The 13,224-nt window shown below is 72.5% G+C and carries 12 protein-coding genes; 3 read left to right on the top strand and 9 right to left on the bottom strand.

Going from position 1 to position 13,224, the window contains the following annotated elements:
- Positions 1-46: 46 nt before the first annotated feature.
- The 4 genes from hemC to ACFYMO_RS30235 all read right to left on the bottom strand — a co-directional run bounded on the left by hemC (position 47) and on the right by ACFYMO_RS30235 (position 3,770).
- Entirely contained in the window at positions 47-1,048 is a 1,002-nt protein-coding gene (gene hemC, locus ACFYMO_RS30250) for a hydroxymethylbilane synthase (protein ID WP_366771670.1), read from the bottom strand.
- Positions 1,045-2,370, bottom strand: a complete 1,326-nt coding sequence (locus ACFYMO_RS30245; RefSeq protein ID WP_366771669.1) for a glutamyl-tRNA reductase — start codon at positions 2,368-2,370, stop codon at positions 1,045-1,047. Before ACFYMO_RS30245 ends, hemC begins: the two co-directional genes overlap by 4 nt.
- Positions 2,367-3,167: a redox-sensing transcriptional repressor Rex gene (locus ACFYMO_RS30240; protein WP_276478433.1), complete on the bottom strand. Its 801-nt coding sequence runs from the start codon at positions 3,165-3,167 to the stop codon at positions 2,367-2,369. Before ACFYMO_RS30240 ends, ACFYMO_RS30245 begins: the two co-directional genes overlap by 4 nt.
- Before the next feature lie 366 nt (positions 3,168-3,533).
- Positions 3,534-3,770 carry a glutaredoxin family protein gene (locus ACFYMO_RS30235; RefSeq protein WP_366771667.1) on the bottom strand — a complete coding sequence of 79 codons (237 nt, stop codon included), beginning with the start codon at positions 3,768-3,770 and terminating at the stop codon, positions 3,534-3,536.
- A 229-nt stretch (positions 3,771-3,999) separates the two neighbouring features.
- On the opposite strand from ACFYMO_RS30235, the gene ACFYMO_RS30230 reads away from it, so the two are divergent.
- From ACFYMO_RS30230 to ACFYMO_RS30220, 3 genes are all read left to right on the top strand, one after another.
- The gene (locus ACFYMO_RS30230) at positions 4,000-4,929 is read left to right on the top strand and encodes an HAD family hydrolase (RefSeq protein WP_388550395.1); all 930 of its coding nucleotides are present in this window, start codon (positions 4,000-4,002) and stop codon (positions 4,927-4,929) included.
- Between the two features lie 380 nt (positions 4,930-5,309).
- Entirely contained in the window at positions 5,310-6,212 is a 903-nt protein-coding gene (locus ACFYMO_RS30225; RefSeq protein WP_366771665.1) for an ECF subfamily RNA polymerase sigma factor, BldN family, read from the top strand.
- Between the two features lie 331 nt (positions 6,213-6,543).
- Positions 6,544-7,869 carry a DUF5667 domain-containing protein gene (locus ACFYMO_RS30220; RefSeq protein WP_366771664.1) on the top strand — a complete coding sequence of 442 codons (1,326 nt, stop codon included), beginning with the start codon at positions 6,544-6,546 and terminating at the stop codon, positions 7,867-7,869.
- A gap of 128 nt (positions 7,870-7,997) precedes the next feature.
- Here ACFYMO_RS30220 and ACFYMO_RS30215 read toward each other — a convergent pair whose 3' ends face one another.
- From ACFYMO_RS30215 to ACFYMO_RS30195, 5 genes are all read right to left on the bottom strand, one after another.
- Positions 7,998-9,233, bottom strand: a complete 1,236-nt coding sequence (locus ACFYMO_RS30215; RefSeq protein WP_366771663.1) for a lysophospholipid acyltransferase family protein — start codon at positions 9,231-9,233, stop codon at positions 7,998-8,000.
- Positions 9,226-10,323, bottom strand: coding sequence for an NAD-dependent epimerase/dehydratase family protein (locus ACFYMO_RS30210; RefSeq protein ID WP_360302357.1), 1,098 nt, complete (start codon positions 10,321-10,323; stop codon positions 9,226-9,228). The genes ACFYMO_RS30215 and ACFYMO_RS30210 overlap by 8 nt, the downstream gene beginning before the upstream one ends.
- Positions 10,324-10,455: 132 nt before the next feature.
- Entirely contained in the window at positions 10,456-10,554 is a 99-nt protein-coding gene (locus tag ACFYMO_RS30205) for a 30S ribosomal protein bS22 (RefSeq protein ID WP_003948845.1), read from the bottom strand.
- A 184-nt stretch (positions 10,555-10,738) separates the two neighbouring features.
- Positions 10,739-10,948 carry a helix-turn-helix domain-containing protein gene (locus ACFYMO_RS30200; protein ID WP_158687519.1) on the bottom strand — a complete coding sequence of 70 codons (210 nt, stop codon included), beginning with the start codon at positions 10,946-10,948 and terminating at the stop codon, positions 10,739-10,741.
- A gap of 982 nt (positions 10,949-11,930) precedes the next feature.
- Positions 11,931-13,109, bottom strand: coding sequence for an acetoin utilization protein AcuC (locus tag ACFYMO_RS30195; RefSeq protein ID WP_388550389.1), 1,179 nt, complete (start codon positions 13,107-13,109; stop codon positions 11,931-11,933).
- Positions 13,110-13,224: the final 115 nt, after the last annotated feature.

Below are 13,224 nucleotides of genomic sequence, written 5' to 3'. Positions count from 1 at the left end.
GCGGTGTTCGACGTCTCGGCGCGCGACCTGTCGGCGGCGGTGGGGCTCAAAGTGCTCGCTCCCCCATCAGACCGGCCGCACCCTTGGCGAGCATCTCGTCGGCGAGTTCCCGGCCCATGCGTGCACAGGCCGTGAGGTCGCCGTCGGATGCCGGTGCGGGACCGGTGGTGGACAACTGCACCAGCGTCCGGCCGTCGGTGGTGCCGACGACGCCGCGCAGGCGCATTTCGGTGACAACCTGCCCCTCGACAAGCAGGTCGGCAAGCGCACCCACAGGTGCGCTGCAGCCGGCCTCCAAGGCGGCGAGCAGGGTTCGCTCAGCGGTGACGGCCGCCCGCGTACGCGGGTCGTCCAGCTCCCCGAGCTGTGCGGTCAGGTGCGTGTCGGACGCCACGCACTCGACCGCCAGCGCCCCCTGTCCGGGGGCGGGCAGAACCTGGTCGGGTTCGATCAGCTCGGCGGCCTCCTCGTCGAGGCGGCCGATACGTTCGAGACCGGCGGCCGCGAGCACGACGCCGTCGAGCTCACCGGAGCGCACGTACCCGATCCGGGTGTCGATATTCCCCCGGATCGGAACGGTCTCGATCTCGCATCCGAGGGTACGCGCCCAGGCGTGGATCTGCGCCATCCGGCGGGGCGAGCCCGTGCCGATCCGCGCCGTGCCGGGCGCGGCGGCCCGCAGGAGCGCCTCGAAGCCGAGCCCGTCCCGGCCGACCAGCACGTCCCGGGCATCCGCCCGCGCGGGCACGGCCGCCAGCGCGAACTCCTCGGGCTGGGTGGTGGGCAGGTCCTTCAGCGAGTGCACGGCGAAGTCGATGTCCCCGCGGGCCAGCGCGTCCCGCAGCGCGTTGACGAACACCCCGGTGCCGCCGATCTGCGCGAGCTGCTCCTTGCTGACGTCGCCGTACGTGGTGATCTCCACCAGCTCCACGGGGCGCCCCGTCACCCTGCGGACCTCCTCGGCGACCAGCCCGGACTGCGCCATCGCGAGCTTGCTGCGGCGGGTGCCCAGCCTCAGTGGGGTGGTGGCTGTGGCGTCGGTGTTCATTGCCGCTCCTGTTCCGGGTTGCTGACAGCGGCGACCGCCTGCGGGTCGAGGTCGAAGAGTTCACGCAGCGCGTCCGCGTACCCGGCGCCGCCGGGTTCGCCCGCGAGTTGTTTGACGCGCACGGTCGGCGCGTGCAGCAGCTTGTCCACGACCCGGCGCACGGTCTGCGTGATCTCCGCGCGCTGTTTGTCGTCCATCCCGTGCAGCCGCCCCTCCAGCCGCGCCATCTCACCGGCGACGACATCGGCGGCCATGGTGCGCAGCGCCACCACGGTCGGGGTGATCGTCGCGGCGCGCTGCGCGGCGCCGAAGGCGGCGACCTCCTCGGCCACGATGCCCCGGACGGCTTCCACGTCCCCGGCCATCGGCGCGTTCGCCTCGGCGTCCGCGAGCGACTCGATGTCCACGAGCCGCACGCCCTCGACACGGTGCACGGCGGCTTCGACGTCCCGGGGCATGGCCAGGTCGAGCACCGAGAGGACCGGACCGCCCTCCGCGCGGGGCTCACGCCCGCGGGCGGCCCGTCCGATCTCCTCGGCGCCCAGCACCAGCCCGGCAGCTCCGGTGCAGGAGACCACCACATCGGCCGCGGCCAGTTCGGCCGCCACCGCGTCCATGGGCAGGGCCCGCGCGCCCAGGCTCTCCGCCAGGCGCTCGGCCCTCTCCAACGTACGGTTGACGATCACCAGTTCGCCCACACCGGCGCGCGCCAGCGTCACCGCGGCGAGCGAGGACATCGATCCTGCGCCGATCACCAGCGCCCGGCGCCCCCGCACCCACGTCTCGACGTCCCGGCCCGCGGCCAGTTGCTGGAGCCCGAAGGTCACCAGCGACTGCCCGGCCTTGTCGATACCGGTCTCGGAGTGCGCCCGCTTCCCCACCCGCAGCGCCTGCTGGAACAGGTCGTTCAGCAGCCGTCCAGCGGTGTGCTGCTCCTGCGCGACGGCCAGCGCGTCCTTGATCTGGCCGAGGATCTGCCCCTCGCCCACGACCATCGAGTCCAGCCCGCAGGCCACCGAGAACAGGTGGTGCACCGCCCGGTCCTCGTAGTGGACGTACAGATAAGGGGTGAGCTCTTCCAGGTCCACTCCGCTGTGCTGGGCCAGCAGGGTGGACAGTTCGGCGACACCGGCGTGGAACCGGTCGACGTCCGCATAGAGTTCGATCCGGTTGCAGGTGGAGAGGACGGCCGCCTCGGCGGCGGGCTCGGCCCCCACGGTGTCCTGCAACAGCTTGCCCCGCGCCTGGGGGGCCAGGGCGGCCCGCTCCAGCACGCTGACCGGCGCACTGCGGTGGCTGAGGCCCACGACGAGCAGACTCATGCCGGCATCACGGCGGGCAGATCCCCGTCAGTTCCGGACTCGGGGGGCCGCTTGGCGACGGACACGGCCGGCGGCGCCGCGGGCGGCGCGGTGTCCGTCTCCGGGCTCTGCCCGGGCGGCGCCCCCGGCTCCTCGCCCGCCTTGCGCTGCTCGTGGAAGGCGAGGATCTGCAGTTCTATCGAGAGGTCGACCTTGCGCACGTCGACACCCTCGGGGACGGACAGCACGGTCGGCGCGAAGTTGAGGATGGAGGTGATCCCGGCGGCGACGAGCCGGTCGCACACCTGCTGGGCCGCTCCGGCCGGGGTGGCGATCACGCCGATGGACACCCCGTTGTCCGAGATGATCTTCTCCAGCTCGTCGGTGTGCTGGACCGGGATGCCTGCCACGGGCTTGCCGGACAGCCCCGGGTCGGCGTCGATCAGCGCCGCGACCCGGAAGCCGCGCGAGGCGAACCCGCCGTAGTTGGCGAGCGCGGCGCCCAGGTTTCCGATACCGACGATGACAACCGGCCAGTCCTGGGTGAGACCCAGCTCACGGGAGATCTGATAGACGAGGTACTCCACGTCGTAGCCGACCCCGCGGGTGCCGTACGAGCCCAGGTAGGAGAAGTCCTTGCGGAGCTTGGCCGAATTGACGCCCGCCGCCGAGGCCAGCTCCTCCGAGGACACCGTGGGCACCGAGCGCTCGGACAGCGCGGTGAGGGCCCGCAGGTACAGCGGAAGGCGGGCGACGGTCGCCTCGGGGATCCCTCGGCTCCGACTCGTCGCCGGACGGTGGTTTCGGCCAGTTGCCACGGTGCTCCTGCCGGTTGCGCGAAGCGGTGAGCGGTCGTCTGCGAGGCACTCTCCCGGACCGCTCCGTCGCGTCCAGGCTATGCCTTTGTGAACGCGTGCACAAAGATTGTGTCCGGTTTGTCCGGTCAACGTGACCGGCGCCACAGGCACCGACCGGGACACCCGGCCACACTCCTCACCTATACGCCCCCGGATCGCAAAACGCCCTCGATACTAATCGAAACCCACTCGAACCCTGACCACATTCCCACTGGACAAGCGGCCCCCCGCCGGTTCTTGAGGGCGGCACCGGAGCGGCCCGGCCCCGCTCCACCCGCACCGCCCCACCCCGTCGGCGCGCGGCACGGGCACGGCGCCGGCCCCGCGTCACGCGGTGAGCGCGCCGCGCAGCCGCTCCGGGTCCACCCGCCAGAAGTCGTGCTGGGCCCCGTCCACCAGCACCACCGGGATCTGCTCCCAGTACAGCCGGTAGAGCTCGGGATCCTGGTTGATGTCCTTCTCCTCCCAGGCGGCGTCCACTTCCTCACACACCCGGACCACCACGTCCCGCGCCACGTCGCACAGGTGGCAGCCGGGCTTCCCGATCAGCGTCACAGTCTTCATACCCCCATTCTCCAGCCCGCCCGACGCCTCGCCGAACCCGTCGCACGCCCCGCCGGACGCCCCGCGGGATGCCTCGTCGCACGCCCCGCGGGGGCGCCTCGGCACGGTCGGCGGGGACCGCACGCGCCGGCCGGCGACGCCCCGCACGGCGACCGGCCGTTCACCGGGACCACACCCCCGGCAATCCCGGCGCAACCGGCTCTCCGAACAGACTGGCTATGCTCGCCGCATGGCCCTTCCCGCATGGCTCACCCCCCGCAGGCGCAACGCGACCGCACGCAGCGTGCTCGCCGGGGAGGCGGCTGCCGAGGCGGCGCGCAAGCAGGAGCAGGAGCAGGCGACGGCCGAACCCGAGGGCGCCCCGGAGCCGGAGTTCCCGGTCACGGGGGACGTGCACGCCGCCGCCTTCTTCGACCTGGACAACACCGTCATGCAGGGCGCCGCCCTCTTCCACTTCGGCCGCGGCCTCTACAAGCGCAAGTTCTTCCGGAAGCGCGAACTGACCCGGTTCGCCTGGCAGCAGACCTACTTCCGGCTCGCCGGCTCCGAGAACGCCGACCACATGCACGACGCCCGGGAGAGCGCGCTGTCCATCGTCAAGGGGCACCGGGTCTCCGAGCTGATGGCGATCGGCGAGGAGATCTACGACGAGTACATGGCGGGCCGGATCTGGCCCGGCACCCGGGCTCTGGCCCAGGCACACCTGGACGCGGGCCAGAAGGTGTGGCTGGTGACGGCGGCACCGGTGGAGACGGCCACGATCATCGCGCGGCGGCTGGGGCTGACCGGAGCGCTGGGCACGGTGGCCGAGTCGGTGGGCGGGGTCTACACCGGACGGCTGGTCGGCGAACCGCTGCACGGGCCGGCGAAGGCGGAGGCGGTCCGCGCGCTGTCCGCGGCCGAGGGACTCGATCTGGACAGGTGCGCTGCGTACAGCGATTCGGCGAACGACATTCCGATGCTGTCGCTCGTCGGTTATCCGTATGCGATCAATCCTGACAGCCGGCTTCGGACGCACGCGCGTGAAATGGGCTGGCGGCTGCGCGACTACCGGAAGGGCCGCAAGGCGGCCAAGGTGGGCATCCCGGCGGCCGCCGGGGTCGGCGCGCTGGCAGGCGGCGCGGTGGCCGCCGCCGCGGTGCAGCGGCGCCGCCGCTAGGCCCCTCACGAGGGAATCACCGACGCGCCCGGGGCGTACCGCGACCGCGGCCGGTCCGTTCCGCGCGGCCGTCCGCCGGGCAATCCAGCAGTGTTACCCGGCGCTCCGGGCAGGCAGTCCCGATCCGGCCGGTCGGCCGGAACACATCACCCAGGCGTCAAATTCAGCCACGGAAGCGATCAGAAACAGTCCTCGACTCGCACCTGAAAGCGGCTCCAATCCGCACTAGAACGAACCGAAGCGACGTTTTCAGCAACTAGGTGTAGCGCGGCCTGTACGAAGCGTTATTCTCCTCAGACGCAATTCGGTACCCACCTGTCCCTACGCCGGGTGAACGGTTCCGCACTGCACGTGATGGAAGCTCTGCCTCTGGGAGTCCCGTGTACCCACACGTCGGGGTTGACGCCTCGGGCCTGGCTACGCTGCGCACGACAGTCATCGACCAACTGCGTGCGTTCGTCCCCACCGCGTACGCCATCCCTGCCCTGGCCGCACCAACCGCACCTGTCCCCGCAGGAGCCTCAACTGTCCCCACAGGTCCCTGCCCTGCCCCCGCCCACCGCGCCACCCGCGCCCTGACCACCGCGGCCGGTCCGGCCGCCTCCGCCGCGTCCCCGGCATCCCCCTCGGTCGCCCGCTCGAACGCGGCGACCACGTCCCGCACCTCCACCGCGGCCGGCCGGCGCGCCCGCGGCTCCGGCACGGCCGCCCGCCGGCCCGCCGCCTCCGACACCGACAGCCGCCGGATGATGGACCTGGTCGAACGCGCCCAGGACGGCGAAGCCGAGGCGTTCGGCAGGTTGTACGACCAGTACAGCGACACCGTCTACCGCTACATCTACTACCGGGTCGGCGGCCGGGCCACCGCCGAGGACCTGACCAGCGAGACCTTTCTGCGCGCCCTCCGTCGTATCGGCACCTTCACCTGGCAGGGCCGCGACTTCGGAGCCTGGCTGGTGACCATCGCCCGCAATCTGGTCGCCGACCACTTCAAGTCGAGCCGCTTCCGCCTCGAGGTGACCACCGGCGAGATGCTCGACGCGAACGAGGTCGAGCGGTCCCCCGAGGAGTCGGTCCTCGAAACGCTCTCCAACGCCGCCCTGCTGGAGGCCGTACGTAAGCTCAACCCCCAACAGCAGGAATGCGTAACGCTCCGATTTCTGCAAGGGCTCTCCGTCGCCGAGACGGCCCGGGTGATGGGCAAGAACGAGGGCGCCATCAAAACCCTGCAGTACCGCGCCGTGCGCACACTCGCCCGGCTGCTCCCCGACGACGCGCGCTGACCCCCGCTCCGACCCCCGGGCGGGACCGCTCGGAGGCGTCTCGGAGGCACCTGGAAAGGCGCCTCCGAGACGCCTCCGAAGGCTGCGACCGCCGCGTCGCCGGGGGGCGGTGCGGGGGCCGGCCACGCGGGCGCCCTCGCGCGGACCTACCGGTCACATCATCGTGACATCCGACTCCGTAACCCGAGTGGCTTGCGCTCGTTGTCGGGGTTGCAGACTCCCCGTAGCCGTGGCTGCCCGGGACTCGCTCGACCCTGAGCGGACGCGGTCGGCCACACTCGTGCCGGTGTGGTGGGGAGCCGACCGTGCAGACGATGAGGAGGTGCCGCCGGTGATCGGATCCGTGCCGACGAGCCGACGGGCCATCGCCTTCGCCCAGGCCCTGGACGAACAGGGACGTGACACGGGCGCGGCGGCCGATACGGAACCCGAGGGCCCCCCGCCCCGAGAACGCTCCGGGCCGGGCCCCGGAGGAGGGAGTGACACGGCGGCACCACCGCCGGGCGCACCGCACAGCCACCGGGCCGACGGCTCCGACCCGTCGCTGCTCTCCCTCGCGAACGCGCTGGGCGGGGTACCGAGGCCGACGCTGGACCCCGAGGTCAAGACGGTCCAGCGCGCACAACTGATCGCCGCCATGGAGGCCGCCTTCGGAGAGGGTGAGACGGCGGCGCACGGCGCGCACTTCCCCGAGCAGCGCGACGCCCGCGCCGACTCCCGCAGCCGGAGCGGCGCACACCGCGCACCCGGTCTCGGACCGCTCGGAAAGCTGCGCCCCAAGTCCCGGCTCGGCCGCGGACTCGCCGTCGGCGGCCTGAGCGTCGGCGTCGCGGCCAGCGCCTTCGGCGCGGCCACCGCCGCCAGCACCGACGCGCTGCCGGGCGACTCGCTCTACGGCCTCAAGCGCGGGATGGAGGACATCCAGCTCGACCTGGCAGGGGACGACGCCGACCGCGGCGGCCTCTTCCTGGACCACGCCTCCACACGGCTGCACGAGGCCCGCCGCCTCATGGAGCGGGACCGCTCCGGAGCTCTGGACCACGAGGCACTCGCCGAGGTTCGCAAGACGCTCTCCGGTATGCGGCACGACGCCTCCGAGGGGCACCGGCTGCTCAGCTCCGCCTACCAGCGGAACGGCGACCTGGCCCCGATCCGTTCCCTGTCCGCGTTCGCGGAGAACCACCGGGCCGGCTGGACGCAGCTGCGCGACCGGCTGCCGGTGCAGCTCCACGACGTGAGCGACGAGGTCAGCTCGGTCTTCGACGCCATAGACCAGGAAGTGGGCCCGCTGCGCTCGCTCCTCCCCCAGGAGCGCGCCGAGGCCCCGCGTGACCGCGAACCGGGCACCGGTGACCGGACAGGCGAGGAGCAGCCCTCCGCCGAGCCCAGCTCCCCGTCGGCCGACGGCATGGACGGGCGGCGGGACGGCGGCGGCGAGGAACCCTCGCCCTCCGACTCCCAGCAGCGCGGCAAAGGGCTGCTCGGTGGCGATCTGCTCGAACCGCCGGAGGACTCCGACCGGAAGGGCGGCAGTCCGTCCCACTCCGACCCCGGCTCCGGAAGCCCTTCCTCGCCGGGCAGTGAGCCCAAGGTCACCCTGCCTCCGCTCGTCCCGGACGTCCTGCCCCGCCTCGACCTCGGCGGCGACGGCGGATAGCCGCCGGGCCGGGCAAGCGGGACGTCGCGGCGGCCGTCGGCCGGTCGCCGCGGCCGGTCCCCGGCCCGCGGATCAGGAGCAGCACACGCTGGTGCGGCGGCACACGGTCACACGACGCCCCCGGGCACTCAGAAGAAGACCGACCGCCGCCGCACCAGCAGCTTGTAGAGCGTGTGCTGAATGGTCTCCCGCACCTGGTCGGTGAGATTGAACATCAGCATCGGATCCTCCGCTGCCTCCGGCGGATAGCCGTCGGTGGGCACCGGCTCGCCGAACTGGATCGTCCACTTCGTCGGCAGCGGCACCGCGCCCAGCGGACCCAGCCACGGGAAGGTGGGCGTGATCGGGAAGTACGGGAAGCCGAACAGCCGGGCGAGGGTGCGGGAGTTGCCGACCATCGGGTAGATCTCCTCGGCACCGACGATGGAGCACGGCACGATCGGCGCCCCCGCACGCAACGCCGTCGAGACGAAGCCGCCCCGCCCGAACCGCTGGAGCTTGTAACGGTCGGCGAACGGCTTGCCCAGCCCCTTGAAGCCCTCCGGCATCACCCCGACGACCTCGCCGCGCTCCAGCAGCGTCTGCGCGTCCTCCGCGCAGGCCAGCGTGTGCCCCGCCTTGCGCGCGAGCTCGTTGACGAGCGGCAGCACGAACACCAGGTCCGCGCCCAGCAGCCGCAGATGCCGGTCGGCCGGGTGCTCGTCGTGCACGGCGACCTGGAGCATCAGCCCGTCCAGCGGGAGGGTGCCCGAGTGGTTGGCCACCACCAGCGCCGCACCGTCCGCGGGTATGTTCTCCACCCCGCGCACCTCCACCCGGAAGTACTTCTCGAAGAGCGGGCGGAGCAGCGTCATCAGCACCTGGTCGGTCAGCTCCTCGTCGAAGCCGAAGTCGTCGACCTCGTACTCCCCGGTGAGCCTGCGCCGCAGGAACGCGAGGCCCTCGGCGGCCCGCGCCTCCCACTCCGTGCCGAGCACCCGCTCCAGCAGCCCAGCCGGTTCCTCCGCCGCCGTGGGGTCCGCGGGGCCGGAGCGCCCCGCGGAGCCCTCTCCAGCGGGTTCCTCCGGTCCGCCGCCCGCGGCCGCGGCACCGGGCTGCCCGGACGGTTCCCCGGCGCCCTCCGCCGGCTCCGGGGGCTGTCCGGACACCGCCGTCAGACGGGAGCGCCGCCCGGTGCCGCCGCGTCGAGTGCCGCCCGGACCGGTTTCCCCGCCGGATCCGGCACCGCCGCCGGAGGGTGGCGTTCCGGAGCGTCCCGCACGGGACGCGCGGGCACCGTCCCCGGGGACGCGTCCGGCGGGGGACCCCGGGCCCCGCGAGCGGTCCCTGTCGTCGTCGAAGGGTATGACCTTTGCGTCAGCCATCCTGGCGCACCTCCTCCTGCCCCGCCGCGGGGGCGGTGCACGCTTGCGGGCCGGACCTGCCCGGCAGCAGTGCCGCGAACCGGTCGAGCGCACCGGCGACGCCCTCCGGCGGCAGCAGCCCCGGGCCCTGCTCGCGAAGGAAGGCGTCCAGCGTCTCCGCTGTCGTCCGGCCCGGGGCGAAACCGAGCACATCACGGGCGTGTGCGGTCCGCACCACCCGCCCGTGGGTGAGCAGCCGTATCTGTTCGGGCGAGAAGTCCGTCGCGCCCACCGAGCGCAGCACGCTCCGGCTCCAGCGGATCGCCGGCAGCAGCATCGGCGCCGTCGGCCGCCCCAGCCGCCGGGCACACTGCGACAACAGCAGCACGCCGTCCCCGGCGATGTTGAACGTTCCGGCGGTGAGCGCGCCCGGGCGCGGCTCGCCGGCCGCCAGCCGCAGCACCTCGATCACGTCGTCGTCGTGCACGAACTGCAGCCTGGGGTCGTAGCCCAGCACGGTGGGCAGGACGGGCAGCGAGAAGTAGGCGGCGAGCGGCGACTCGGCGGCGGGGCCGAGGATGTGGGCGAACCGCAGCACGGTCACCGCGACGTCCGGCCGGCGCCGCGCGAATCCGCGTACGTATCCCTCGACCTCGACCGCGTCCTTGGCGAACCCTCCGCTGGGCAGGTCCCTGACAGGTGTCGCCTCGTCGAAGACCGCCGGATCGCGCGGCGCCGAACCGTAGACGCTCGTCGTCGACTTGATCACCAGCCGACTGACGCTGGGCGCCTTCTGGCACGCGCCCAGCAACTGCATGGCGCCGATGACATTGGTCTCCTTGACCGCGCCCCGCCCGGCGCCGCCCAGCGACGGCGGGGCACCGTGCACATCCATGTGGACGACGGTGTCGACAGCGTGCTCGGCCAGCACCTTGCCGATGGCGGGCTGCCGGATGTCGGCCTGCACGAACTCCGCACCGTCCAACGGGTGCGCGGGCGGACGGGCATCCACGCCGATCACCCGGCTCACCTCTGGCTCGTGCCGGATACGGCGTACGAAACGGCCACCGAGCGGTCTGGCGACCCCGGTGACGAGCACGACCTTGCCCACGATCCCTCCCTCACACCCCCCGATACGGCCGGCGCCTCCGTACGCGCCGCACCACGCCACCAAAGCAGAACCGCCGCCTTTCTCTCCGGCACGGAGAGAAAGGCGGCGGTCAGTGGCGTGCGGTGCGCTCGCTCACTTCTTGTTGCGACGCTGCACACGCGTCCGCTTCAGCAGCTTGCGGTGCTTCTTCTTCGCCATCCGCTTACGCCGCTTTTTGATGACAGAGCCCACGACTACCCTCGCTCACGGATCATCCCCGCATGGCGCGGGGCGAACTCATTTCGATACTCGGTGCGGGGCGTCCGAGCCCACACGACCTACATGGGGCCACCCTACCCGCCACCCGGGAATGGGCGTGAATCGAGGGGCACCGGGACTCCGGTGCAGCGGTGCAGCGCGCGCACCCGATCTTCGGCTAGGCGCTCTCCACCCCCACGTACGAATCCTCGAGGTACTCGTGGACGGCCTTCTCCGGCACCCGGAAGGACCTGCCCACCCGGATCGCCGGCAGATGACCGCTGTGCACCAAGCGGTACACGGTCATCTTGGAGACTCGCATCACCGCGGCGACCTCCGCCACGGTCAGGAACACGACCTCGTTCAACGGCCGTTCGTCAGCAGCCATGTCACACCTGAACCTTCCGCACATGTCGGGCGCCGGCTTCCCCTCCGGTGCCTCCTGCTCGCATGTGCGCTCCTCCCCAGATTAGGGGCGCGTGATGCAAGTGGTGAAGAGGAGTAGCGATCGCTCGCCTACCGTGACAGACACGCCCGATTGAGTACATAGCGAGTGAGCGCGCGGTAGTAGTCGCACTGCGCAGCGTCATCCGTCGGCACGCACGGAACGCTCTGTCCCACCCCTGACTCCCGCCGCTCCGCGCCGAGCGCCGCCCCCTGCGCACCTGGCGGCCCGGGCGCCCCGCCACCCCACTGACCTGCACCGAACGTCGAACCATCAGCCCCGCCAGGGACCTTGGCCGCATCCCCTTCGGCTGCGTCGCGCCGGTCGGCTCCGCCCGGCACGGGAAGGCAGCGCACGCATGCGCGCCCCGCGCACACCCTCGGGTGCACGCGCCGGTTCTGCAGAACAGCACGACCCCTCTCACGAAGGAGAAGCCGCACTGACGTACCCCGAATCGCATCGCTATGTCGACACGCTCACCCCCCGGGAGTGCTAGTCCGAAGCACTCAGGCGCCGACAGGCGTGGGGCCAATGTGACGTACTTGACCGAGAGTCGGCCAGGAGACGGCACGGAGCGCACCCGGCACCCGCCAGCTCCCCCGCCGCCAGCTCGGACAGCCGGCAACGGCGAACGCCCGGGAATCCGTCCCGCGACTGCGGATACCCCGCACCTCCCGACCGCCAACCGGGGCCACCGCGGAAACGGTTCGCTCTCCCCCACGGCTCCGCCCCACCGGAGGCCGCAGGAACGAGCGGGGCCACGACCGCCGACTGCGGGCACAGCGCCGAGAGGGCTCGCCCGGCACCGCGCACCGCGCGCCGACGGGCGAGCGGGTGCGGGACCCGTACGCGGCCCGTTGTCGGCCGTCGTGCACGGTCCGCGGTGCGCCCGCACTCGCCCCTCAGGACACCCGCACGCAGCCCCTCAGGGCAGCAGCCCGTGTGCGGGGAACACCGCCCGCCGGGTGGCACGCACCGCCTGGTCCAGCCGGTCCGCCGGGTCGTACCCCTCGCTCCAGTCCCGCCAGTTCGGCTCCAGCCCGTCCGTCATCCGCCGCGGGGCACCGGCCTCGCCGGTAAGCGCGTACACCTCCTGCCGCCACTCCTCGGGCACTTCGGTCTCCCCCGGCACCGGAACACCGGCCGCGATCGCCACCAGATGCGTCCAGGTGCGCGGCACCACGTCCACCACCGCGTAGCCACCGCCCCCGGTCGCCAGCCACCGGCCCTGCGCGTAGGTGTGCGCCCAGGAGTGCGCGGCCTCGGCAGCGCGCCGCTGCGCGTCCACGCTGACCGCCAGGTGCGCCAGCGGGTCCTCGACGTGGGTGTCCGCACCGTGCTGGGAGACCAGCACCTGCGGTTGGAACACCTCCAGCAGCTCGGGAACCACCGCGTGCACGGCACGCAGCCAGCCGGCGTCCGCCGTACCGAGCGGCAGCGCCACGTTCACCGCGCTGCCCTCGGCACCGGGGCCACCGCACTCCTCCGGCCAGCCGGTGCCGGGGAAGAGGGTGCCCGGATGCTCGTGCAGGGAGATCGTCAGCACTCGCGGATCGTCCCAGAACGCCGCCTGGACGCCGTCCCCGTGGTGCACGTCCAGATCGACGTAGGCGACGCGCTCAGCCCCGAGCTCCAGCAGCCGGGCGATGGCGAGCGCGGGATCGTTGTAGACACAGAAGCCGGACGCGCGGTCCGGCATGGCGTGGTGCAGCCCGCCGGCGAAATTCACCGCGTGCAGCGACCTGCCCTGCCACACGGCCTCGGCGCCGCCGACCGACTGTCCGGCGATGAGCGCGGAGACCTCGTGCATCCCGGCGAACGCGGGGTCGTCCACGGTCCCCAGGCCGTACCGTTCCTCGGCGGAGCCGGGATCGAGCGAGGCCCGGCGGACGGCGTCGATGTAGTCGGGCCGGTGCACCAGTCGCAGGGTGGACTCCCCGAGGGGCTTCGCCGCGGCGACGCCGAGCTCCGGACCGCGCTCCACCCCCAGCGCCTCGATCAGACGCTTCGTCAGGGCAAGCCGTACCGGGTCCATCGGATGACCACGGCCGAAGTCGTAGCCGGTGACACCCTCGTCCCACATCAACTGTGCGCCGCCGCTCATGCCCGCCACCGTATCGGGCGGGCCCTGAACGTGAGAGAGCCCCGTCGGATGTCTCCGACGGGGCTCTCCCCACAATGAGTTCGGCGGCGTCCTACTCTCCCACACGCTCCCGCAT

Origin of the sequence: Streptomyces sp. NPDC007025, assembly GCF_042869455.1 — a bacterium.
Taxonomy (GTDB): domain Bacteria; phylum Actinomycetota; class Actinomycetes; order Streptomycetales; family Streptomycetaceae; genus Streptomyces.
The sequence above is the reverse complement of the archived record's forward strand: the minus strand, read 5'-3'. Positions and strand labels throughout refer to the sequence as shown.

Coding starts and splice junctions, on each gene's coding strand:
- ACFYMO_RS30195 (WP_388550389.1), bottom strand. CDS start 13,109: ATGAGCGGCGGCGCACAGTTGATGTGGGACGAGGGTGTCACCGGCTAC.
- ACFYMO_RS30200 (WP_158687519.1), bottom strand. CDS start 10,948: ATGGCTGCTGACGAACGGCCGTTGAACGAGGTCGTGTTCCTGACCGTG.
- ACFYMO_RS30230 (WP_388550395.1), top strand. CDS start 4,000: ATGGCCCTTCCCGCATGGCTCACCCCCCGCAGGCGCAACGCGACCGCA.
- ACFYMO_RS30245 (WP_366771669.1), bottom strand. CDS start 2,370: ATGAGTCTGCTCGTCGTGGGCCTCAGCCACCGCAGTGCGCCGGTCAGC.
- ACFYMO_RS30215 (WP_366771663.1), bottom strand. CDS start 9,233: ATGGCTGACGCAAAGGTCATACCCTTCGACGACGACAGGGACCGCTCG.
- hemC (WP_366771670.1), bottom strand. CDS start 1,048: ATGAACACCGACGCCACAGCCACCACCCCACTGAGGCTGGGCACCCGC.
- ACFYMO_RS30235 (WP_366771667.1), bottom strand. CDS start 3,770: ATGAAGACTGTGACGCTGATCGGGAAGCCCGGCTGCCACCTGTGCGAC.